20 protein-coding genes are annotated in these 22,677 nt (G+C 72.9%); 10 read left to right on the plus strand and 10 right to left on the minus strand.

The genetic code is table 11. The features are described 5' to 3' along the window. Positions 1-8 precede the first annotated feature (8 nt). The 3 genes from rplT to infC form a co-directional block, all read right to left on the minus strand. Positions 9-404 (minus strand): 50S ribosomal protein L20, encoded by a 396-nt coding sequence (gene rplT / locus AB0O82_RS15380; protein WP_030055649.1) that lies wholly within the window; start codon positions 402-404, stop codon positions 9-11. A 109-nt stretch (positions 405-513) separates the two neighbouring features. Further along, entirely contained in the window at positions 514-708 is a 195-nt protein-coding gene (rpmI, locus tag AB0O82_RS15385) for a 50S ribosomal protein L35 (protein ID WP_030055648.1), read from the minus strand. A 141-nt stretch (positions 709-849) separates the two neighbouring features. Further along, on the minus strand, positions 850-1,626 hold the full coding sequence (gene infC, locus AB0O82_RS15390) for a translation initiation factor IF-3 (protein WP_363583961.1): 777 nt from the start codon (positions 1,624-1,626) through the stop codon (positions 850-852). A gap of 482 nt (positions 1,627-2,108) precedes the next feature. Here infC and AB0O82_RS15395 point away from each other — a divergent pair, with 482 nt between their 5' ends. Then, positions 2,109-2,486 carry a DUF1844 domain-containing protein gene (locus AB0O82_RS15395; RefSeq protein WP_350877933.1) on the plus strand — a complete coding sequence of 126 codons (378 nt, stop codon included), beginning with the start codon at positions 2,109-2,111 and terminating at the stop codon, positions 2,484-2,486. A 76-nt stretch (positions 2,487-2,562) separates the two neighbouring features. Here the strand turns inward: AB0O82_RS15395 and AB0O82_RS15400 are convergent, their stop codons facing one another. Next, positions 2,563-3,336 carry an SseB family protein gene (locus tag AB0O82_RS15400; protein WP_363583818.1) on the minus strand — a complete coding sequence of 258 codons (774 nt, stop codon included), beginning with the start codon at positions 3,334-3,336 and terminating at the stop codon, positions 2,563-2,565. 91 nt (positions 3,337-3,427) lie between these two features. Here AB0O82_RS15400 and AB0O82_RS15405 point away from each other — a divergent pair, with 91 nt between their 5' ends. Both AB0O82_RS15405 and AB0O82_RS15410 read left to right on the plus strand, forming a co-directional pair. Further along, positions 3,428-4,651, plus strand: coding sequence for an alanine racemase (locus AB0O82_RS15405; RefSeq protein ID WP_363583820.1), 1,224 nt, complete (start codon positions 3,428-3,430; stop codon positions 4,649-4,651). Between the two features lie 292 nt (positions 4,652-4,943). Then, on the plus strand, positions 4,944-5,867 hold the full coding sequence (locus tag AB0O82_RS15410; protein WP_363583822.1) for a lytic polysaccharide monooxygenase: 924 nt from the start codon (positions 4,944-4,946) through the stop codon (positions 5,865-5,867). Positions 5,868-6,021: 154 nt separating this feature from the next. Here the strand turns inward: AB0O82_RS15410 and AB0O82_RS15415 are convergent, their stop codons facing one another. The 4 genes from AB0O82_RS15415 to AB0O82_RS15430 form a co-directional block, all read right to left on the minus strand. After that, a complete protein-coding gene (locus tag AB0O82_RS15415) occupies positions 6,022-7,218 on the minus strand; it encodes a DUF2510 domain-containing protein (RefSeq protein WP_363583824.1) in 1,197 nt (398 codons plus the stop codon). A 128-nt stretch (positions 7,219-7,346) separates the two neighbouring features. Further along, positions 7,347-8,135, minus strand: a complete 789-nt coding sequence (locus AB0O82_RS15420) for a 3-oxoacyl-ACP reductase (protein WP_363583826.1) — start codon at positions 8,133-8,135, stop codon at positions 7,347-7,349. Between the two features lie 6 nt (positions 8,136-8,141). After that, complete coding sequence (locus AB0O82_RS15425; RefSeq protein ID WP_363583828.1) at positions 8,142-9,509, minus strand: aldehyde dehydrogenase family protein; 1,368 nt, start codon at positions 9,507-9,509, stop codon at positions 8,142-8,144. A 5-nt stretch (positions 9,510-9,514) separates the two neighbouring features. Continuing rightward, a complete protein-coding gene (locus AB0O82_RS15430; protein ID WP_363583830.1) occupies positions 9,515-10,900 on the minus strand; it encodes a glutamine synthetase family protein in 1,386 nt (461 codons plus the stop codon). Between the two features lie 152 nt (positions 10,901-11,052). Here AB0O82_RS15430 and AB0O82_RS15435 point away from each other — a divergent pair, with 152 nt between their 5' ends. The 4 genes from AB0O82_RS15435 to AB0O82_RS15450 all read left to right on the plus strand — a co-directional run bounded on the left by AB0O82_RS15435 (position 11,053) and on the right by AB0O82_RS15450 (position 14,841). Next, positions 11,053-11,781: a gamma-glutamyl-gamma-aminobutyrate hydrolase family protein gene (locus AB0O82_RS15435; protein WP_363583832.1), complete on the plus strand. Its 729-nt coding sequence runs from the start codon at positions 11,053-11,055 to the stop codon at positions 11,779-11,781. A gap of 154 nt (positions 11,782-11,935) precedes the next feature. Continuing rightward, a complete protein-coding gene (locus tag AB0O82_RS15440) occupies positions 11,936-13,003 on the plus strand; it encodes a cation diffusion facilitator family transporter (protein ID WP_363583834.1) in 1,068 nt (355 codons plus the stop codon). A gap of 58 nt (positions 13,004-13,061) precedes the next feature. Further along, positions 13,062-13,964 (plus strand): 5'-3' exonuclease H3TH domain-containing protein, encoded by a 903-nt coding sequence (locus AB0O82_RS15445; RefSeq protein ID WP_363583963.1) that lies wholly within the window; start codon positions 13,062-13,064, stop codon positions 13,962-13,964. 574 nt (positions 13,965-14,538) lie between these two features. Then, positions 14,539-14,841 (plus strand): hypothetical protein, encoded by a 303-nt coding sequence (locus AB0O82_RS15450; protein WP_363583836.1) that lies wholly within the window; start codon positions 14,539-14,541, stop codon positions 14,839-14,841. 416 nt (positions 14,842-15,257) lie between these two features. Here the strand turns inward: AB0O82_RS15450 and AB0O82_RS15455 are convergent, their stop codons facing one another. Further along, complete coding sequence (locus AB0O82_RS15455; RefSeq protein WP_350878048.1) at positions 15,258-18,110, minus strand: DEAD/DEAH box helicase; 2,853 nt, start codon at positions 18,108-18,110, stop codon at positions 15,258-15,260. Between the two features lie 344 nt (positions 18,111-18,454). Here AB0O82_RS15455 and AB0O82_RS15460 point away from each other — a divergent pair, with 344 nt between their 5' ends. Further along, positions 18,455-18,829: a hypothetical protein gene (locus AB0O82_RS15460; protein ID WP_350877952.1), complete on the plus strand. Its 375-nt coding sequence runs from the start codon at positions 18,455-18,457 to the stop codon at positions 18,827-18,829. A 29-nt stretch (positions 18,830-18,858) separates the two neighbouring features. Beyond that, on the plus strand, positions 18,859-19,236 hold the full coding sequence (locus tag AB0O82_RS15465) for a metalloregulator ArsR/SmtB family transcription factor (protein WP_363583839.1): 378 nt from the start codon (positions 18,859-18,861) through the stop codon (positions 19,234-19,236). Positions 19,237-19,292: 56 nt separating this feature from the next. Here the strand turns inward: AB0O82_RS15465 and AB0O82_RS15470 are convergent, their stop codons facing one another. Further along, positions 19,293-20,465 carry an aminotransferase class V-fold PLP-dependent enzyme gene (locus tag AB0O82_RS15470; RefSeq protein WP_363583841.1) on the minus strand — a complete coding sequence of 391 codons (1,173 nt, stop codon included), beginning with the start codon at positions 20,463-20,465 and terminating at the stop codon, positions 19,293-19,295. A gap of 82 nt (positions 20,466-20,547) precedes the next feature. Here AB0O82_RS15470 and AB0O82_RS15475 point away from each other — a divergent pair, with 82 nt between their 5' ends. Next, positions 20,548-22,638, plus strand: a complete 2,091-nt coding sequence (locus AB0O82_RS15475) for a prolyl oligopeptidase family serine peptidase (RefSeq protein ID WP_363583843.1) — start codon at positions 20,548-20,550, stop codon at positions 22,636-22,638. Positions 22,639-22,677 lie beyond the last annotated feature (39 nt).

A 22,677-nucleotide genomic window follows, 5' to 3' on the forward strand; every position in this document is an offset into this window, starting at 1 on the left:
TCGGAAGATCAGGCGGCGTCGGCGGCAGCCTTGGGGGCGTTCACGTCGGCCGGCAGCGCCTTCTGGGCGACCTCGACCAGCGACGCGAACGCGCCCGGGTCGTTGACGGCCAGGTCGGCCAGCATCTTGCGGTCGATCTCGACGCTGGCGGCCTTCAGGCCCTGCACGAAGCGGTTGTAGGTGATGCCGTTGGCACGGGCCGCAGCGTTGATGCGCTGGATCCACAGCTGACGGAAGTCGCCCTTGCGCTTCTTGCGGTCGTTGAAGTTGTAGACCAGCGAGTGGGTGACCTGCTCCTTGGCCTTGCGGTACAGGCGCGAGCGCTGGCCACGGTAGCCGCTGGCGCGCTCCAGGATGACCCGGCGCTTCTTGTGGGCGTTGACTGCCCGCTTGACGCGTGCCACTTGATTACTCCTTGGGTTGGACCACGGACTACTTCACGTGGTCCGTCATTCGAATGGGTCGGGAAGGATCAGCTGCCCCGCTCACGGCTCGCACCGGGCGGGAGGGCGATCACTTGCCGAGAAGCTTCTTGATCTTCTTGGCGTCAGCGGGGGCCAGCTCGACGGTCCCGGCCAGCTTGCGGGTCAGCGTCGAGGGCTTGTGCTCCAGGAGGTGGCGGCGGCCGGCGCGCTCGCGGAGCACCTTGCCAGAGCCACTGATCTTGAAGCGCTTGCTGGCGCCACTGTGCGTCTTCTGCTTCGGCATTTCGCCGTATCTCCTCGTCGGTCCCGTCCGCGCCCGCGCGGCCTGCGCCACGCGGGCGTGAACTGGATGGATCTGTGTGACCGGGCGGGGCGCCCCGTCACCTTGGGGCCGGTCTCCCGGGCCGCCCTGGCCGGTGAAGGCTCAGGCGCCCTGGGAGGCGGCCGGCTGCTCGACCGGAGCGTCGGCCTCGACGGCCGGTGCCTCGGCCGGGGCGTCCTCTGCCTCGGTCGCCTCGTCGTCGGCGACCTCGTCGTCGGCGACCTCGTCGTCGGCGACCTCGTCGTCGACCAGCAGGTCGTCGTCCACCAGGTCGTCGTCCGCGGCGGCGTCGGAGCCGGGGGTACGGCCCTGACGCTCGGCCTTGCGGGCGTCGGCGAGGGCGCGGGCCTCGGCCATCGCCTCGGTCTTCTTCTTGTGCGGGCCAAGAACCATGATCATGTTTCGGCCGTCCTGCTTCGGCGACGACTCGATGAAGCCCAGGTCCTGGACGTCGTCGGCGAGCCGCTGCAGCAGGCGGAAGCCCAGCTCGGGGCGGGACTGCTCACGACCACGGAACATGATCGTGATCTTGACCTTGTCGCCCTGCTTGAGGAACCGGACGACGTGACCCTTCTTGGTGTCATAGTCGTGCGGGTCGATCTTCGGCCGGAGCTTCATCTCCTTGATGACCGTGTGCGCCTGGTTCTTGCGCGCCTCACGGGCCTTCATGGCCGACTCGTACTTGAACTTGCCGTAGTCCATGAGCTTGCACACCGGCGGCCGGGCGGTCGCCGCGACCTCGACCAGGTCAAGGTCGTACTCCTGCGCGAGCTCCAGCGCCTTGGCAAGCGGCACGATGCCGACCTGCTCGCCGCTGGGACCGACGAGTCGCACCTCCGGGACGCGAATCCGGTCGTTGATGCGGGGCTCGGTGCTGATGGGGCCTCCTCGGTTGCACCTTCTGCGATGCGGCCGTCGGACGGCGGACGCACGTAGTGGACTCGACCACTGGGCGGGGCTTCATTCGTGCTGCGCTGCCCGGCACCTGTTCGGCACCGTGTGCACCGCGACACGAAAAAAGCCCCGCTCGGTACAAGCGGGGCTCCACACAATCCGGGGACAACACCCTGGTGAGGAGCGCTGCTGCGACTCGGCGCCGTGGCGCCCGTCGCGGACCGGGACCCGTCGACCCTGAGGTCGACCAGGTGGGAGACTTTCGCGGTTGCCCTCTCGGGCCTCCTGGGTGGAGCCTCCTCTTGCTGGCCAGGTGCCCATACGGGATCCCGGCCGGTCAGTCTCGAAGCATACAGCGCTGCGGAGTCGAACGCTATTCCGCCCCACCTCACCACCTTTGTCCGCCTCCGGAAGGGCCCTTGTACGCTCCAGGGGTACGGACACCGGCACGACGGAACGAGCCCCCCTTGAGCAGCGAGCCCACCAAGACCCCCGGCGCGGACGACGACGCGATCGGCTTCGACGACCTCACCCGGGACATCGCCGAGGTCCCGGCCGTCGAGGTGATCACCACCGTCGCGGTGCACCTGATGAGCGCCGCCGCGGTCAAGTGCGGCCTGGCCGAGGGCGGGGACAAGGACAAGGACCTCGACGAGGCCCGCAAGCTGATCACCGCGCTGGCCGGACTGGTCACCGCCGGCGCCCCGGAGATCAGCAACTTCCACGCGGCGCCCCTGCGGGACGGCCTGCGCTCGCTGCAGCTGGCCTTCCGCGAGGCCTCCATCGTCCCGGACGCGCCGGGCACGGGCCCGGGCGAGAAGTTCACCGGGCCGGTCTACTCCTGACCCGGACGCGACTCGGGGGCGGTGCGTCACGCGACGCACCGCCCCCGACGCACTTCCTACGGCTCCCCACCGCTCCCTACCGCCTGTAGAGCGGCTCCCCCGGCAGCTCCGCGCTCGCCGGCAGCACCGCGAGGTCCAGCCCCCGGTCCAGCCGCACCCGCAGCACCGGGTCGGCGGCCACCGCCCGCCCGACCCGCTGCACGGCCGCCTGCAGCCCGTCCTGCTCCAGCGCCGGGTCGAACACCACCGCGAGCACCCCGTCCGAGCCCTCCGAGGCCGCCAGCAGCCCGGTGAGCACCTGCGGCTCGGCCGCCAGCAGCCCGCGGACCGCCTCGCGCACCTCCGGGTCCCGGACCGGCGGCAGGAACGGGCGGTTCTCCGCGAGCGCCCGCAGCCGGGCGCCGCTCAGCTGGAAGGGCACCGGCCCGGCCGGGTCGACCAGCAGGGTGTCGGCGCGCTCGGAGAAGGCCACCATCGCGGCCTGCGGGGCCGCCGTCGGCGCCGGGCGGGCGTCGGCACGCCAGCGGGCGAGCGAGTCGAGCGAGGTGAAGGCCGGCAGCGCGCGGCGCCCGTCCGGGGCCTCCAGCACCGGGACGGCCATGTCGCTGGTCTTCTCGTGCTGGTGCCCGTGCTCGTCCACCTCGACCTCGCCGAGGATCGCGACGATCGGGACCATCAGCCGGGTGGGGGTCAGCGCCGCCAGCACCTCCGGCTCGGCCGCGCGGTCCTGCGACCAGCGGGCGAGGGCCTCGGCGAGCGCCGGGTCTGCGGTGCCGTCGTCGTCGGAGAAGCCTGGGTTCGGGATGCCCTTGCCGACGAACGCCGGGTTGGAGAAGTCTTTGCGGTCCACCCGCCCGACCCTATGCCACCGCGCGCGAGCCGCCCCATTTCCCCGCACGCGGGGGCTACCCACCGGTAGTGCGGTGTGGCACCCTGCGCCCATGGTGATCCTCGACGCACCCGCGACCGCTCCCGCTCCGGTCTCCGACCGCCTCCGGTACGACCGGGCCACCGCGCACCTGGACGGTCCGGTGGCCGTCGTCGACCTCGCCGCCTTCGACGCCAACGCCGCCGACCTGGTGCGCCGGGCCGCCGGCAAGCCGATCCGGGTGGCCAGCAAGTCGGTGCGCTGCCGGGCGCTGCTGGAACGCGCGCTGGCCGTGGACGGCTTCGCCGGGGTGATGAGCTACACCCTCGACGAGTCGCTCTGGCTGGCCCGCACCGGCGTGCGCGACGTCCTGCTCGCCTACCCCTCCGCCGACCGGGCCGGGTACACCGAGCTGACCGCCGATCCGGCGCTCGCCCGCGAGGTCACCGTCGTCCTCGACGACCCCGCCCAGCTGGACCTGATCGACAAGGCCCGCGGCGGCGACGCCGAGGTGCGGGTCTGCCTGGAGCTGGACACCGCGCTGCACCTGCTCGGCGGGCGGGTCCGGGTGGGCGCCCGGCGCTCCCCGCTGCGCACCCCCGAGGACCTCGGCGCCTTCGCCGAACTCGTCCAGTACCGCCGGGGCTTCCGGGTGGTCGGCCTGATGGCCTACGAGGGGCACGTCGCCGGGGTGGGCGACCAGGTGCCCGGCCGGCCGCTGCGCTCGCAGCTGATCCGGCTGATGCAGGCCAGGGCCAGGACCGAACTGGCCGAGCGGCGGGCGGCCGCGGTCCGGCGGCTGCGGCGGGTGGCCGAGCTGGAGTTCGTCAACGGCGGCGGCACCGGCAGCGTGGAGTCCACCGTGGCCGAGCGCGCGGTCACCGAGGTCGCGGCCGGCTCCGGGCTCTACCTGCCCCGGCTGTTCGACAACTACCGCTCGTTCCACGGCCGTCCGGCCGCGCTGTTCGGCCAGCCGGTGGTGCGCCGCCCCGGCGTCGGCGTGGTGACGGTGCTCGGCGGCGGCTACCCCGCCTCCGGCGCGGCCGGCCCGGACCGCTCGCCGGTGCCGTACCTGCCGCAGGGGCTGCGCTACGACCCGATGGAGGGCGCCGGGGAGGTGCAGACCCCGCTGCTCGGCGCGCCCGCGGACGACCTGCTGATCGGCGACCGGGTCTGGTTCCGGCACGCCAAGGCGGGCGAACTGTGCGAGCGCTTCGCCGAACTGCACCTGATCGAGGGCGATCGGATCGTCCGGACCGTCCCGACGTACCGGGGCGAGGGGAAGGCGTTCCTGTGACCGGTCGGCGGCCGGCGGCGGCCTGACCGTCCGAACGGCCGTCCGACGACCTTTCCGGAGCCTTAAGCGGGCCCGATGGAACGCCTAACCCGGCCGTTCCGTCGGGCCTTTGCCCTGTTCGGGGGCCTACAGTCCGTCAGAAAGCGTGGCACGCGCGACTATTGCCAGCTGGTCCAGACCAATCATACGCTCTGGCCAGGGGTCCGCGGTCCGGGCCGGCGGCCCCCGAACGGGCAGGCGTGTCCGCTCCCCCCACACTCGCCCGGAACGACGGTCAAGGAGTCCCCACCCCATGTCCATCAAGCGAAGTGCCCTGTCCGTCGGCGCGGTCGGCGCCGCGGCCCTCGCGGTGGCCGTTTCCACCGCAGGCACCGCCAGCGCCCACGGCACCATGACCAACCCGGTCAGCCGGGTCGCCGCCTGCTACGCCGAGGGCCCCGAGCACCCGGTGTCCCAGATCTGCAAGGACCTCGTCGCCGCGAGCGGCACCCAGCCGCTGTACGACTGGAACGAGGTGAACATCGCCAACGCGGCCGGCAACCACCAGTCGCTGATCCCGGACGGCAAGCTCTGCTCGGCCAACCGCGACAAGTACCAGGCCCTGGACTGGCCGCGCACCGACTGGCCGGCCACCGCGGTCAAGGCGGGCGCCTTCACCTTCCAGTTCCGCACCACCGCGCCGCACGTGGGCACCCAGACCGTCTACATCACCAAGCCGGGCTACGACGCCACCAAGCCGCTGAAGTGGTCGGACCTCGACCCGACGCCGGTCGCCCAGGTGCAGGTCGACCGCACCGCCACCAACGGCTTCTACACCTACGCCGGCACCCTGCCGCAGCGCACCGGCCGCCAACTGCTGTACACGGTCTGGCAGCGCAGCGACAGCCCGGAGGCGTTCTACAGCTGCTCCGACGTCGACTTCGGCGCGGCCACCGCGGCCGGTGCCCCGGCGGTTCCGGCGCTCGCCGCGCAGGCCCCGGCCGCGCCCAGCGACGCGCAGATCGCGGCCGACGCGCCCAAGTCCACGGTCGCCCACCACGGCCACGGCGGCGACCCCAACTCCCCGGCCGGCGCCGTGATCCCGACCGCCGCCGCGGCCGTCGGCACGTCGGCCACCGGCCCGCTGCTGCTGGCCGGCGCCGCCGCGATCAGCGTCGGCTGGGCCGGCATGGTGCTCCGGCGCCGTCGCATCGAGGCTGTTCGACGCGACTCCTGACGCCGGACGCGGGGCCGGGGCGGCCAAAACCCCCGTCCGGCCCGGTTCCGCGGCTCCACCCCGTCCGGAACGAACGGCGGCGGCCCACCCGGAGAGTGCTCTCCGGGTGGGCCGCCGCCGTGTGAGGAGCGGGTGGCCCAGGTGCTGGTGCCGCTCAGGTGCTGGTGCCGCCGGTGCCACCGGTGGCGCCGCCGGGAAGCCCGCCGCCCGGGATGGACGGCAGCTTGCCCTTGAAGTCGGCGATGCCGTTGACGATGGTGTCCATCAGGCCGAGGTCCGGCGCCTTGTCGGCGATGTCGAAGCCGAAGTGCACGGAGATCAGCGTCTTGCCGTCGGTGGACGGGAAGACCACCGTCTGCACGTAGCCGTTGTTGCCCTTGGGAGCGTCGACCTTCCAGCGGACCAGGTAGCCGTCCTGGCCGTTGACCTTGACCGCCTCGGACTTCAGCTCCTGGTGCCCGGTGATGGCGCCGTACGAGTCCTTGGCCGCCTTCTCGATGTCGGCCTTGGCGGCGGCCTGGGCGTCGGTGCCGCCGCCGTCGATCCGGCCGGTGGTCACCCCGCCGAGGGTGCACGATTCGCTGCCGTCCGGGCAGGTGTAGGCGCCGACCGTGAGCGCGGCGTAGCCGTCGCTGGTGTAGCCGCCCTGCCAGCCGGAGGGGACGGGCAGGGTGAGCCCGTTCACCAGGTCGATCGCGTTCCCGCCGCCGGGCCTGGTCTTGCCGCTGCCGCCGTTCCCGCCGTTCCCACCAGGCCCGCCGTTGCCACCGGGCCCGCCGTTGCCACCGGTTCCGTTGCTGCCGTCGCCGCTGCCGCCGTTGTTGCCACCGTTCCCGTTGTTGCCGTTCCCGTTCCCGTTCCCGCCGTTCCCGTTGCCGCCGAGGCCCGGGAAGCCGTTCCAGGGGCCGTTCTCGCCGTTCGGCACGGCCTGCCGGGCACTGCGCTGCGGGCGGTTGTCGCTGTGGCCGTCCATCGCCAGGTAGGTGATCCCGGAGCCGGTGCCCAGGCCGAGCAGCGCCGCGACGGTGGCGGCGATCACCATCGGGGACGGCCGGCGCCGGGGCTTGCGCGGCGGCGGTGCCTCGGAGCCGTAGGCGGTGCCGAAGGGCGGCGGCTCCGGGTAGCGGACGGTCGGCCCGCTGTCCAGCACCTCGCCCTGCAGCACCGTGGGCTCGTCGGCCGGCCCCGGCCCCGGAGCCCCGGCCGCCGGGGGTACCGGCTCCGGGGCGTCCGAGGGTGCGGGCCGGGTGCTGGCCGTCCAACCCCTGCCGTCCCACCAGCGCTGCGGCCTCGGGTCGCCGCCGGTGTCCTTCGGGTCCGGGTACCACCCGGCGGGAATCTGCTCGCTCACAACAGAGAATCTAAAGGCACGCGGATAAACGCGAAATCAGCGCGGCCTCGAATTCCGGTGGTTTTCGATGAGATTACGGTGAGAAGGGGTGCGTCGGGCACGCTCAGGACCGTCGCGCCCGCCCGGGGCTACAGCGGGGTCACGTAGGCGCCCGAGATGCCGCCGTCCACCAGGAACTCGCTCGCCGTGATGAAGGACGAGTCGTCGCTCGCCAGGAAGGCCACCGCGGCGGCGATCTCCTCGGCCCGGGCGAACCGGCCCAGCGGGATGTGCACCAGCCGGCGGGCCGCCCGCTCCGGGTCCGTGGCGAACAGCTCCCGCAGCAGCGGGGTGTCCACCGGCCCCGGTGACAGCGCGTTCACCCGGATCCCCTCCCGGGCGAACTGCACGCCCAGTTCCCGGGACATCGCCAGCACCCCGCCCTTGGAGGCGGTGTACGAGATCTGCGAGGTGGCCGCGCCCATCCGGGCCACGAAGCTGGCCGTGTTGATGATCGAGCCCCGCCCGTGCCGCCGCATGTAGGGCAGCGCGGCCTTGCAGCACAGGAACACCGAGGTCAGGTTGACCTCCTGGACCTTGCGCCAGGCGTCCAGGCCGGTGGTCAGGATCGAGTCGTCCTCCGGCGGCGAGATGCCCGCGTTGTTGAACGCGACGTCCACGCTCCCGTACGTCTCGTACGCCTCGTCGAACAGCGCCTCGACCATGTACGGGTCGGTGACGTCGGTGTGCACGAACAGGCCGCCGACCTCCTTCGCGGCCGCCCGCCCGGACTGCTCGTCCACGTCCGCGCAGACCACCTTCGCGCCCTCCGAGGCGAGCCGGCGGGCCGCCGCCAGGCCGATCCCGCTGCCGGCGCCGGTGATCACGGCGGTGCGGCCGACCAGGCGGCGGCACACCGGTGCGTCGTTCTCCGTCATCGGCTGCTACTCCTCGCTGTGGATGAAGACGTTCTTGGTCTCGGTGAAGTGGCGCAGCGCGTCCGGCCCCAGCTCCCGGCCGACCCCGGACTCGCCGTAACCGCCGAACGGCGTCCAGTACCGCACCGAGGAGTGCGAGTTGACCGACAGGTTGCCCGCCGCGACGCCGCGGGCCAACCGCAGCGCCCGGCCGAGGTCCCTGGTCCAGATCGAGCCGGACAGGCCGTAGCGGGTGGCGTTGGCCAGCCGCAGCGCGTCCGCCTCGTCGGTGAACGGCAGCACGGCGGCGACCGGGCCGAAGATCTCCTCGGTGACCGCCGGCACCTCCGGGTCGGTCGGCGCGATCACCGTCGGCGGGTACCAGTAGCCGGGCCCGTCCGGCACCGCGCCGCGGGCCAGCACCGGCAGGTCCGGGGTGACGTAGGAGGCGACCCGGCGCACCTGGGCGGCCGAGATCAGCGGGCCCAGCCGGGTCTCCGGGTCCGCCGGGTCACCGGTGCGCAGCGCCTCGACGGCGGGCAGCAGCAGCGCCAGGAAGTCGTCGTACGCCTCCCGCTGGACCAGGATCCGGCTGCGGGCGCAGCAGTCCTGGCCGCTGTTGTCGGCGAAGGACATCGGGTCCGCGGCGCGGGCCAGGTCGGCGTCGGCGAAGACGATGCTGGGGCTCTTGCCGCCCAGCTCCAGGGTGACCCGCTTGGCCCGGGCCGCGCAGCGGGCGGCCACCTCCTTGCCGACCACGGTCGAGCCGGTGAAGACGATCTTGCGGACCGCCGGGTGGTCCACCAGGGCCCGGCCGGTCGTCCCGCCCGGGCCCGGCAGCACCTGGAACAGGCCCTCCGGCAGCCCTGCCGCCAGGGCGAGTTCGGCCAGCCGCAGTGCGGTGAGCGGGGTCGCCTCGGCGGGCTTGAGCAGGACGGCGTTGCCCGCCGCCAGGGCCGGCGCGAAGCCCCAGGCGGCGATCGGCATCGGGAAGTTCCACGGCGCGATCACCCCGACCACGCCGACCGGCTCGTGGAAGGTCACGTCCAGGCCGCCGGCCACCGGGATCTGGCGGCCGGTCAGGCGTTCCACTCCCCCGGCCGCGTACTCCAGCAGGTCCCGGACGTTGCCGGCCTCCCAGCGGGCGTTGCCCACGGTGTGGCCGGCCTCGCGCACCTCCAGTGCGGCCAGTTCCGGCACGTGCACCTCGACCTGGTCGGCGAACCGGCGCAGCAGCCGGGCCCGTTCGCCCGGTGCCAGCGCCGCCCAGGCCGGCTGGGCCTTGGACGCGCGCTGGACCGCCGCGTCCACCTGCCCTGCGGTGGTGTCCGGGACGGTGGCGAGCACCTCGCCGGTGGCGGGATTGCGGACGGTGCTGACGGTGGGGTCGGTCATCGGCCTCACATCCGTTCGAAGGATCGGTAGCGCTCCCAGTCGGTGACGGTGCCGTCGAAGGCGCACTGCTCCACCCGGGCCATGTTGAGGTAGTGCTCGACCACGTCGTCGCCGAAGGCCACCCGGGCCAGCTCGCTGTCGGCCCACAACTCCGCGGCCTCGCGCAGCGAACCGGGCACCCGGGCGTACTCCTCGACGGCGTAGGCGTTGCCCAGGCACGGCGCCGGCAGCTCCAGCTTCCGTTGCAGCCCGTGCAGGCCGGCCGCGATCATCCCGGCCACCGCCAGGTACGGGTTGACGTCCCCGCCCGGCACCCGGTTCTCCATCCGCAGGCCCGGGCCGTGGCCGACCACCCGGTAGGCGCAGGTCCGGTTGTCCCGGCCCCAGGCCACCGCCGTCGGGGCGAACGAGCCCTGGCGGTAACGCTTGTAGGAGTTGATGTTCGGCGCGTACAGCAGGCTGAACTCGCGCAGCGCCGTCAGCTGGCCGGCCAGGAAGTGCCGCATGGTGTCGGTCATCCGGCCGTCCCGGTCGGCGAAGGCCGGCGCGCCCACCGCGTCGCGCAGCGACAGGTGGATGTGGCAGCTGTTGCCCTCGCGCTCGTTGTACTTGGCCATGAAGGTCAGCGCGCACCCCTGCTGCGCGGCGATCTCCTTCGCGCCCGTCTTGTAGACGCTGTGCTGGTCGCAGGTGGTCAGCGCGTCCGCGTAGCGGAAGGCGATCTCGTGCTGGCCGAGGTTGCACTCGCCCTTGGCCGACTCCACCACGAGCCCGGCGCCCGCCATCTCGTTGCGGATCCGGGACAGCAGCGGCTCGACCCGGGCGGTGCCCAGCATCGAGTAGTCCACGTTGTACAGGTTCGCCGGCGTCAGGCCGCGGTAACCGCCCAGCCAGGCCTGCTCGTAGGTGTCCCGGAACACCAGGAACTCCAGCTCGGTCCCGATGTCGGCGGCCAGCCCGTACTCCGCCAGGCGCGCGATCTGGCGGCGCAGCAGCTGGCGGGGGGCCGCGTCCACCGGGTGGCCGCCGTGCCGGGCCAGGTCCGCGGTCACCTGCGCGGTGCCCGGCTGCCAGGGGGTCAGCCGCAGGGTGCCGAGGTCGGGGCGCATCGCGAAGTCGCCGTAGCCGGTGGCCCAGGAGGAGAAGGCGTAGCCGTCGACGGTGTTCAGGTCGACGTCCACGGCGAGCAGGTAGTCGCAGGCCTCGGCGCCGTGCTCGACCACCTCGTCCAGGAAGAAGCGGGCGGCGAAGCGCTTGCCCTGCAAGCGCCCCTGCATGTCCGTGAACGCCAGCGCCACGGTGTGGACCTCGCCGGTGTCCACCAGCATGCGCAGTTCGTCCAGGGTCAGCGGCGCCCGGGGCGGCACGCCCGCGGCGGCGTTCTCGGGCATGACGGAACCCTCCACGATCACTCTTCGAGTTCAAGCGGTCACAGCGAACCGTACGGCCTGCGGCGGACGGCGCGGAAGAGGGCGGGCAGGTGTGGCGCGCCGACATGCGTGGTTGACGGGGGATCAGGCGGTGCGGGTGGAGAATGCCCGCCATGGATCGCAGGCCTTTCATCGGCGTCAGCACCTACCTGGTCGACGCGAGTTGGAGCAACTGGCAGGGCCGCCGGGTGGCCCTGGTGCCCGAGCGGTACACCGCGTACGTCCAGGAGTCCGGCGGGATCGCGGTGCTGCTCCCGCCCGACTCCCCCGACCGCGCACCCGAGGTGCTCGCCCGGCTCGACGCCCTCGTCATCGCGGGCGGGCCCGACATCGACCCCGCCTACTACGGCCAGCCCGCCCACCCCCGCACCGAGGTCGACTCCCCCGAACGGGACCGGTGGGAGTCGGCCCTGCTGCGGGCGGCCCTGGCGGCCGGGATGCCGCTGCTGGGGATCTGCCGGGGCATGCAGGTGCTCAACGTCGTCTGCGGCGGGACCCTCGTCCAGCACCTGCCGGACGTCGTGCCGGTGGACGTCCACGGCGGCGCGGACGGCGGCTACGGAACGCACCTGGTGCGGCCGGTGCCGGGGACGCTGCTCGGCGGGCTGCTGCCGGAGAGCGAGGTGGAGGTGCCGACCTTCCACCACCAGGCCGTCGACCGGATCGGGGCGGGCCTGCGGGTCTCGGCCCACTCGCCGGACGGGACGGTCGAGGCGGTCGAGGGCCCGGGATTCACCCTGGGCGTGCAGTGGCACCCGGAACAGGGGGACGACCTGCGGGTGATGCGGGCCCTGGTGCGGGCGGCCACCGCGGCGCAGTTGGACACCGCGCTGATCGGGTAGCCGAGGCGCGCCCGCCCCCTCGGAACGACCGCTCAACGGCAACGACAACGGTCACCAGTACAGCCTTTGGATCTTTGTCCGTTCTGCGGTTCACTTCGGGTGCAGGGCGATCGCGCCCCTCCCCTCCCCACCCGTGCGTCCAGAGAGGACTTCGATGGCCGGGCACGAGCATTCCCACACTGATCATGCGCATGACCACAAGCACGCGCACGACCACGGCGGACACCGGCACGGCGGACACGGCGGGCACAGCGGCCACTCGCACGGTGTCGCCGCCGACGCCGACCGCCGCTGGCTGCTCGGCGCCCTCACGCTCATCGTCGTCTTCATGGCCGGCGAGGTCGTGGTCGGCTTCGCCGCGAAGTCCCTGGCCCTGATCTCCGACGCGGCGCACATGCTCACCGACGCCGCCTCGATCGTCCTCGCGCTGGTCGCGATGCGCCTCGCCGCCCGCCCGGCCCGCGGCGGCTACACGTACGGCCTCAAGCGCGCCGAGATCCTGTCCGCCCAGGCCAACGGCGTCACCCTGCTGGTGCTGTCCGCCTGGCTGGGCTACGAGGCCGTCACCCGGCTGTTCGAGCCGCCGGAGGTCGCCGGCTCGCTGGTGCTGGTCACCGCGCTGATCGGGATCGTGGTCAACCTGGCCGCCGCCTGGTGCATGTCGAAGGCCAACCGCAGCTCGCTGAACGTCGAGGGCGCCTTCCAGCACGTGCTCACCGACCTGTACGCGTTCATCGCCACCGCCGTCGCCGGCGCCGTCATGCTGACCACCGGCTTCGTCCGGGCCGACGCGATCGCCTCGCTGATCGTGGTCGCGCTGATGCTCAAGGCCGGCATCGGCCTGGTCCGCGACTCCGGGCGGATCTTCCTGGAGGCCGCCCCGGCCGGCATCGACCCGGACGCGGTGGCCGACCGGATGGTCGCCCAGCCGCTGGTCGAGGAGATCCACGACCTGCACATCTGGGAGATCACCTCCAACCAGCCGGCCCTGTCCGCGCACATCCTGGTCACCCCCGGCGGCGACTGCCACGCCGTCCGGCGCGAGCTCCAGCGCGGACTGGCCGACGAGTACGGCATCACCCACAGCACGCTCCAGGTCGACCACGTCGGCGAGGACGCGGCCGGCGCCCTGCTCCAGATCGCCGCCCCGGGCGAACAACCCGCCGAACACTGCGCCGACGCGCACGGCCCGGTCCACCGCGCCGGCCCGCACGAACACTGAAGCCGCCCTCCTGTCGTCGCGGTGCGGCATGATCTGACACGTGACCGCACCGCGACTGATGCTCCTCGACTCCGCCAGCCTGTACTTCCGGGCCTACTACGGCGTGCCGGACACCCTGCGCTCCCCGCAGGGCGAACCGGTCAACGCCGTCCGCGGCCTGCTGGACTTCATCGCCCGGCTGGTCCACGACCACCGCCCCGACCAGCTCGTCGCCTGCATGGACGCCGACTGGCGCCCGCAGTGGCGGGTGGACCTCCTCCCCTCGTACAAGACCCACCGCGTCGCCGAGGCCGCCGAGGACGGCGAGGAGGAGGTGCCGGACACGCTCGCCCCGCAGGTCCCGGTGATCGAACAGGTGCTGGACGCGCTCGGCATCGCCCGGGTCGGCTCCCCCGGCTACGAGGCCGACGACGTCATCGGCACCCTGACCGCCCACGCCAAGGGCCCGGTGCAGATCGTCACCGGCGACCGCGACCTGTTCCAACTGGTCGACGACGCCCGCGGGATCACCGTGCTCTACCCGGTCAAGGGCATGGGCAACCTCCAGGTCACCGACGACGCGCTGCTCCTGGAGAAGTACGGCGTGCGCGGCGCCCAGTACGCCGACATGGCCGCCCTGCGCGGGGACCCGAGCGACGGCCTGCCCGGCGTCAAGGGCATCGGCGAGAAGACCGCCGCCCAGCTCATCAACGAGTACGGCGACCTCACCACCATCCGCGCCGCCGCCCTCGACCTCTCCTCCAAGCTCACCCCGGCCCGCCGCCGCAACCTCGTCGAAGGCGCCCCCTACCTCGACGTCGCCCCGACCGTCGTCCGCGTCGCCCCCGACGCCCCGCTCCCCGCCTTCGACCCGGCCCTCCCCCACGAACCGCTCGACCCGATGACCCTGGAGGAACTCTCCACCCGCTGGGGCCTCGGCAGTTCCCTCGACCGCCTCCTGGAGTCCCTCGCCACCCGCTGAGCCCCCGGCAGAGGGGCCTCTTTCCGCCGCCCCAGGCGAAACAATGCCGTCGGCGAAGTCATCCGGTACCTCTGGCGGGCCGACGCCGAACGCCTGGGCCTTCCGCAGGAGGAGGCCTGACGCCCACCGCATCATCACGCGGTGCCGCAGGGCACTCGGTTCTGCCTGAGAATTCCCACGAACCCCAGCCGCCCGAGCCGGAATATACGAGAATCACGATCCCGCCGGCGAATCTCGACCGCTTAACGTCCTGCCGATGGCTTTGATCGGCACGGGAGTTGAGTGATGATCACGAGATCGCAGTGGTTGACGGATGGCGTCCCGACGAGTGGTGTAGCAGGGATCTTGGTGTAACCCCTGGTCATAAGGGAGCCATCGCGCAACTCTCCGAGTAGCGAGTAGGCATGCTCGTTGAGTGAGAGATGCGCGATGGCCGCGGCTGGGCCGGCTCATCCGGGAAACAGGCCGACCGAACGAAGCCCTCGCCCGGGCCTTGTGCGCCGTTGCGGCCAGTCACAACGATCCGGCACGACCGAGCCGGGCATCCGTCACTCAGTGGGGCCGCCAAGGCGTCATGCTCTCCGGGAACATCCCCCAGCACTACTACACCGTCGCCGTGAAGCTGGCGGCCGAGGCTGACGACCCCGCGATGGCCGGCCACGTCCTGCGCGCCATGGCCCACCAGGCGGTCGACCTCCGGAAGCCGCACCATGCTGTCAGGGTCGCCGAGGCGTCGATGGTCGGCGACCGATTCCGGCTCGCCAGCCCTCGCGAACGGTCTCTGCTCGGCGTCGTCCACGCACGCGCTCTCGCCGCTGCGGGGCGCGCCGCCGAGGCGAACGCCGCACTCCTTCGGGCACGCCGGTCATCGAAGTGAAGCCCTGGTTCGAGGAGTTCGGCCCGCGCGGAGAAGTGCGCCAACCCGCATGGACCACGGAGATGCTCCGCGACTACTTCGCCCCGGCGCTTCCCACACCCTGACCATCGGCGTCGCCTCGCTCGTTTCGGCTGCCTCTTCTCCACGAGAAGTCGACCTGATCGACTTCCCGTGCAACCGCTCACAATTCCGGTGCCGCTTCGGCCCCGCCGAAGCGGCACCGGCTTGGAATCTCGCTTCTGTCATCAGAATGCCTCTGCCCCTGTCATCGGCGGGGGCAGAGGCATTTCCTCTGCGCAGGAAGCCCCAGCGGCGAGGCGAAGCCGAAGCCGCACGGGGGTGGGGGACGGAAGCCGCCGGGCACGCCAGGGGCCCGCACGTTCGGGGTGAACGGGCGGGCCCCTTGCGTTCGGCGGTCAGCCCACCGAGGAGTAGGCGATGATGCCGCGGCGCAGGCCGTCGACGGCCTTGCGGGCCGTCCGGCGCAGTTCGGCGTCCTCGCCGGCCGCGTCCTGGATCTGGCCGAGGACGTCGATCAGTTGCTTGGTCCAGCGGACGAAGTCGCCGGCCGGCATGTCGGCGTCGCGCAGCACCTGGTCCAGGCTGTGGCCGAGGGCCCAGCGGTGGGCGGCCCAGGCGAAGCCGAGGTCGGGCTCGCGCTGGCCGACGCCCTCGGCGGTGTTGATCCGGTGCTGCTCCTCCAGGGCGTCCAGGTGGCCCCAGATCCGGACCATCTGGCCGAGCGCCTCCTTGGCCGCGCCCTCCGGCACCCGGGGGGCGGTGGCGTCGTCGGACTGGCGCGCCTCGTAGACCAACGCCGAGGCGCAGGCGGCGAGTTCGGCGGCGTCCAGGCCGCTCCAGACGCCTTCGCGGATGCACTCGGAGGCGAGCAGGTCGAGTTCGCCGTAGAGCCGGCCGAGGCGCTTGCCGTCGTCGGTGACGGTGTCGCCGCTGAGGTAGCCGAGGTCGGTGAGCAGCCCGCAGACCCGGTCGAAGGTGCGGGCGATGGTGTGGGTGCGGGAGCGCATCCGGCGTTCCAGTACCTCGGTGTCGCGGTGCAGGCGGTGGTAGCGCTCGGCCCAGCGGGCGTGGTCCTCGCGCTCGTCGCAGCCGTGGCAGGGATGCTGGCGCAGTTCGGTGCGCAGCCGGGTGATCTCCTGGTCGTCGGCGGCGGCCGCGCGGCCCCGGCGGAACCGCTCGGGTTCGAGGTGGCCGGCCTTGGTGCGCAGCGCGGAGGCGAGGTCCCGGCGGGACTGCGGGCTGCGCGGGTTGAAGGACTTGGGGATGCGCACCCGCTCGACGGCGGCGACCGGGTACGGGAAGTCGATCATGGCGAGCCGCTTGACCTGCCGCTCGGCGGTGAGCACCACCGGGCGGGGCCCGTCCTGGAAGTCGGGGTGGCGGCCGACCCGGCCGTTGCGGCTGACCGGCGGCAGGCCCGGGTCGAGGACGAGGGCGAGGCCGGCGAACTTGCCGGTGGGGACGTGGATGACGTCGCCCGGCTTGAGGTGCTCGATCGACTCGACGGCGGCCGCGCGGCGCTGGCTGCTGCCCTCGCGGGCGAGTTCGTTCTCCCGGTCCTTGAGCCGGCGACGCAGGTCCATGTACGCGTCGAAGTCGCCGAGGTGGCAGGTCATCGACTCGCGGTAGCCCTCCAGCCCCTCCTCGTTGCGCTGGACCTGGCGGGCGATGCCGACCACCGAGCGGTCGGCCTGGAACTGGGCGAAGGAGGTTTCCAGCAGTTCGCGCGAGCGGTGCCGGCCGAACTGGGAGACCAGGTTGACGGCCATGTTGTAGGACGGCCGGAACGAGGACTTGAGCGGGTAGGTGCGGGTGCCGGCCAGGCCGGCCAGCGCCTCCGGGTCGAGGCCGCGCTGCCAGAGCACCACGGCGTGGCCCTCGACGTCGATGCCTCGGCGCCCGGCCCGGCCGGTGAGCTGGGTGTACTCGCCGGGGGTGATGTCGGCGTGGGTCTCGCCGTTCCACTTGACCAGCTTCTCCATGACCACCGAGCGGGCGGGCATGTTGATGCCGAGCGCGAGGGTCTCGGTCGCGAAGACGGCCTTGACCAGGCCCTTCACGAACAGCTCCTCGACCACCTCCTTGAACCGCGGCAGCATCCCGGCGTGGTGGGCGGCGATGCCGCGCTCCAGCCCGTCCAGCCACTCGAAGTAGCCGAGGACGTGCAGGTCCTCGTCGGGGATGTCGGCGCAGCGCTCCTCGACGAAGGCCCGGACGAGGGCGCGGTCGGCGTCCTTGTTGAGCCGCAGGCCGGAGCTGAGGCACTGCTGGACGGCGGCCTCGCAGCCGGCCCGGCTGAAGATGAAGGTGATCGCGGGCAGCAGCCCCTCGGCGTCGAGCCGGTCGATGACGTCCACCCGGCCCGGCGTCCAGACCCGGCCGGGGCGCCCGTTGGGCATGCTGCGGCCCCGGCCGCGGCCGAACCGGTCGCGCGGGTTGCGGTCCAGCTCGGAGCGGGCGAGCCGGACCAGCTCGGGGTTGACGGCCTTGCCGGGGTTGCGCGGGCCGTCCTTGGGGCGGCCGTCCCGGTCGGGGTTGGCGAACAGGTCGTACATCCGGTTGCCGGCCATCACGTGCTGCCACAGCGGCACGGGCCTGGTCTCGGAGACGATCACCCGGGTGCCGCCGCGCACGGTGTCCAGCCAGTCGCCGAACTCCTCGGCGTTGGAGACGGTCGCGGAGAGCGAGACGAGGGTGACCGACTCGGGGAGGTGGATGATGACCTCCTCCCAGACGGCGCCGCGGAAGCGGTCGGCGAGGTAGTGCACCTCGTCCATGACGACGTAGCCGAGGCCGTCGAGAGTGCTGGAGCCCGCGTAGAGCATGTTGCGCAGCACCTCGGTGGTCATGACCACCACGGGGGCGTCGCCGTTGACGGTGTTGTCACCGGTGAGCAGGCCGACCTTGGCGGCGCCGTAGCGCTTGACCAGGTCGCCGTACTTCTGGTTGGACAGCGCCTTGATGGGCGTGGTGTAGAAGCACTTGCGGCCGCCCAGGAGGGCCAGGTGCACGGCGAACTCGCCGACGATGGTCTTGCCCGAGCCGGTGGGCGCGGCGACCAGGACGCCCGAGCCGGCCTCCAGCGCCTCGCAGGCCTCCAGCTGGAAGTCGTCCAGCGGGAAGTCGTACAGCTGCTGGAAGCCGTGGAGCGCGGTCGCCTGTTCCTTGGCCCGGCGGCGGCTGGCCGCGTACGCCTCGGCGGGGCTGAGCTCCTGGTCGTCGTGGGGCTGGGGCTCAGGGGTGTTCATCGCCGTCCGGGTGTGGTTGGTGTGATCTCGCATCTCAGCGAGAGGTTACCCGGCGGCACTGACATCGATAGCACCGTTTTTCCGTGCGACTTTCCGTGCGGCTTCCGTACGGCTTTCCCCGCGGCTTCCGTGCGGCCTCCGTAGGGCTTCCGCACGGCGGGATCGGCCGCGGGATCATTCCGGGATCGCTTCCCTCTCACATCCATAGTTGCAAACATCTTCAAGTGATCGGAGTCCGACCAGCTTCGGACGTCTCCGGTCATCCCCGGTGGACCGCCGCCGGTCTCCCTACCGTCGTTGCCACGGCGGAGCGACCGCCACCAACTCACGGGAGGACACCGACGATGGCGAACCTGGAGACGTCCCTCAAAGAGGCCATGGGGATCGACGGCGCGATCGGCGTCGCCCTGGTCGACTACGGCAGCGGCATGGCGCTCGGCAGCCTCGGCGACGGCGGCGAACTGGACCTCAACGTCGCCGCCGCCGGGAACACCGACGTGGTCCGCGCCAAGATGCGGGCGATGGAGATGCTCAACCTGCACGACAACGAGATCGAGGACATCCTGATCAGCCTCACCAACCAGTACCACATGGTCCGACCGATCACCACGCCCACCGGACGCGGCCTCTTCCTCTTCCTGGCGCTCAACCGCGGCCGCTCCAACCTCGCGATGGCCCGCCACCAGCTCAAGCGGATCGAACTCTCGCTGGAGATCTGAGCGGACCGACACCAGGGAAGGGGGGACTCGTGGCGGTAGCGCTCTACCAGGCCAAGGCCGAGTTCTTCCGGATGCTCGGCCATCCCGTCCGGATCCGGGTGCTGGAACTGCTCCAGGCCGGACCGACGCCCGTCCGCGGGCTGCTCGCCGAGCTGGAGGTCGAACCCTCCAGCCTCTCCCAGCAGCTCGCGGTGCTGCGCCGGTCCGGCATCGTCACCGCCACCCGGGAGGGCAGCACGGTGGTGTACACACTGGCCGGCGGCGACGTCGCCGACCTGCTGCGAGCGGCCCGGCGGATCCTCACCGGGCTGCTCGCCGACCAGAACCTGCTGCTCGCCGAGCTGCGGGCCAGCTCCGACCGGGCCGGCTCCGAACGAGGCAGCTCCGAGCGGGCCGGCCCGGACTAGCCACGCGCGGACCGGCCCGGACCAGCCACGCGCGGAGGCCGGCCCCCGCGAGCCGGTCAGCCCTTCAGCAGGTCGGCCAGCCCGTCCGCCAGCCGCTCGTACTCCCGCGGCCGGTTGTACAGCTGCGCGCTGACCCGCAGCACCCCGCCGCCGGCCCACGGGCGGATCGCGATCCGGGTGCCGAGCCGCTGCCACACCTCGTCCCGCAGCGGTCTCACGTCCTGCTCCGCCTCGACGCACCCGGCCGGCAGCCGGACCGAGCGCATCGAGACCCCGGGCGTCGCGGGCAGCGGCGACAGGCCGGCCCGCTCGGCGAGCACCCGCTGGCCGTACCCGGCGAGCGCGGCGTTGTGCGCGGCCACCGCCTCGGGGCCGAGCTCGCGCAGCAGCTCGAACCCCGCCGGGGCGGCCAGCCAGCCCGTGTAGTCGCAGGTGCCGCGCCATTCGACGTTCCACGGGAAGCCCCGGTCGTGCTCCCAGGAGAAGGTGAGCGGGCGCACCCGGTCCACCCACTCCGGGCGGACGGCGAGCACGCCGGTGCCGCGCGGGGCGAAGGCCCACTTGTGCAGGTTGCCGAACCAGAAGTCGGCGTTCGGGTCGACCGGGGCGGGCAGCATGCCGGGGGCGTGGGCGCCGTCCACGACGGTGGTCACACCGCGCTCGCGCAGGTCGGCGAGCAGGCCCGCTCCGGCGATCAGGCGGGCGGTGGGCGAGGTGATCTGGTCCAGCACCGCGACGGTGACGCGCTCGTCGACGGCGGCGAGCACCGCCTCCCGGACGGCCTGCTCGTCGGGGGTGTCCAGCGGCAGTTCGACCTCGACCACCTCGGCGCCGGTCTCGGCGGCCCGGCGGGCGGCGGCCCGGGTGACCACCCCGTAGCCGTGGTCGGTGACCAGGATCCGGTCGCCGGGCGCGAACGGGATGGTGTCCAGGGCGATCGCGACCGCCTCGGTGACGTTGGAGACCAGGGCGAGCCGGCCCGGGTCGACGGCCAGGTCGGCGGCGATCCTGGTCCGCGCCGCGCCGACCCGGGCCGGCAGGTCGGCGAAGAAGCCGTCCGGGTCCAGCTCGTGTTCGGCGCGCAGCCGCTGCTGCGCCCGCTGCACGGGGACGGGCACCGCGCCGAACGAACCGTGGTTCAGGTGCGCCGCGTCCGGTGAGACGCCGAACAGCCCGTCGGCCGCGGGCAGCGGGGCCGGGGGTTCGGCGGTCCACAGGTCCTCGATCACGGCATCCTCCGCATTGTGATGTGTGACATTTCACATGACAGGGTACTGGTCGGGTGGCGTGTCCCGAGACGACGATCGGGCCGTGACCATCACCGACCCCTTCCTGTCGCTCAGCGCCCGCACCGGCCGGTTCACCTTCGGTGCGCCGCGCGCGTTCACCCTCGCCGAGGACGGTACCCGGCTGCTGCTGCTCCGCTCGACCGGTTCCGAGGATCCGGTCGACCGCCTGCACCTGCTCGACACCGCCACCGGCGAGGAACGACTGGTCGCCGACCCGGCCGTCCTCGCCCCCGGGCGCGCCGGCCGCCGCGACGACCTGCCCGCCGTCGAACGACGGCTGCGCGAACGCACCCGCCTGGTCGCCGCCGGCATCGGCACGTACGCGGCCACCGCCGACCTCGCGACCGCCGTCCTCGTCCTCGACGGCCGGCTGTTCCGGATCGACACCGCCACCGGCACCGGCACCGAACTGCCCGTCGCCGGGCCCGCGTTCGACCCCCGGCCGGACGCCGCCGGCGAACGCGTCGCCTACGTCGCCGACGACGCCCTGTACGTCACCCCCGGCCTCGAACCGCTCTCCCCCGCCGACGGCGCCCGCTGGGGCGTCGCCGAGTTCGCCGCCGCCGAGGAGCTCGGCCGCTCCCGCGGCCACTGGTGGCGCCCCGACGGCGGCGCGCTGCTGGCCGCCCGGGTGGACGAATCCGCCCTCCCCCGGCGCTACTTCGCCGACCCCGCCCACCCCGGCGAGCCCGCCGAGGACTTCGCCTACCCGCAGGCCGGCGGCCCCAACGCGGACGTCCAGCTCTGGGTGCTCGGCCTCGACCGCAGCCGGGTACGGCTCCGCTGGGACGCCGCCGCGTTCCCCTACCTCTGCGCCGCCACCTGGGCCTCCGACCAGGAGCTGCTGCTCACCGTCGCCGACCGGCTCCAGCAGCACGTCCTGCTGCTGACCGCCGACCCGACCACCGGCGAGACCCGCGAACTCTCCCGCACCACCGACGAGTTCTGGGTCGACGACCTGCCCGGCACCCCCGCCCGGCTGACCGACGGCCGGCTGCTCACCGCCCACGACACCCCGCAGGCCCGCGGCCTCGCCCTGGACGGCAAGCCGCTGGACACCACCGGGCTCCAGATCCGCCGGGTGGTCGGGCACCTGGACGACCGGCTGCTCTGCGAGACCGGCCAGGGCGACCCGGCCGACCAGTACGTCCACCTGGTCGACCCGGACGGCGGCGCACCCGAACCCGTCACCACCGGCCCCGGCGTGCACTCCGCACTCGCCGCCGGCCGCACCCTGCTGCTCACCACCGCCGACGCCGACGGCATCCGGCGCCGACTGCTGCGCGACGGCTCGCTCGACGCCTCGCTCGACGGCCCCGCACTGCCGCTCACCGACCTGAGCGCCACCCTGCCCTACCGGGTGCGGCCACGGCTCGCCCGGGTCACCGAACTCGGCCTGCCCACCGCCGTGGTGTACCCGCGCGACCACGTCCCCGGCCGCCGGCTGCCGGTGCTGCTGGACGTCTACGGCGGGCCCGGCTTCCAGGCCGTGGCGGCCGAGCCGCGCCGCTGGCAGCTCCGCCAGTGGTGGGCCGACCAGGGCTTCGCCGTCGTCACCACCGACAACCGCGGCACCCCGTTCGTCTCGCCGGAGTTCACCCGGGCGATCTTCCGCCGCTTCTCCCAGGTGGCGCTGGACGACCAGGTGAACGCCCTGCGGGCGCTCGCCGGGCAGCACCCCGACCTCGACCTCGGCCGGGTCGGCGTGCGCGGCTGGTCGTACGGCGGGTACTTCGCGGCGCTCGCCGTGCTGCGCCGCCCGGACGTCTTCCACGCCGCCTGCGCGGGCGCCCCGCCCACCGACTTCCGGCACTACGACACCGCGTACACCGAGCGCTACCTCGCGCTGCCGCAGGACAACCCGGAGGGCTACGCCGACGACTGCCTGGTCACCGACGCGCCCGGGCTGACCCGGCCGCTGCTGCTGATCCACGGGCTGGCCGACGACAACGTCCACCCCTCGCACACCCTGCTGCTCTCCGAGGCGCTCACCAAGGCCGGCCGGCCGCACAGCGTGCTGCCGCTGCCGGGCGTCACCCACATGACCCCGGGCGGAGTGAACGAGCAGGTCACCCAGGCCGAACTCGCCTTCCTGCGGGCGTCCTTGGGCTGAGCCTCCGGATTCACGGGCAGGGGCGTCGCACCGGTGGTG

Source organism: Kitasatospora sp. NPDC088264, assembly GCF_040685715.1.
Taxonomy (GTDB): domain Bacteria; phylum Actinomycetota; class Actinomycetes; order Streptomycetales; family Streptomycetaceae; genus Kitasatospora.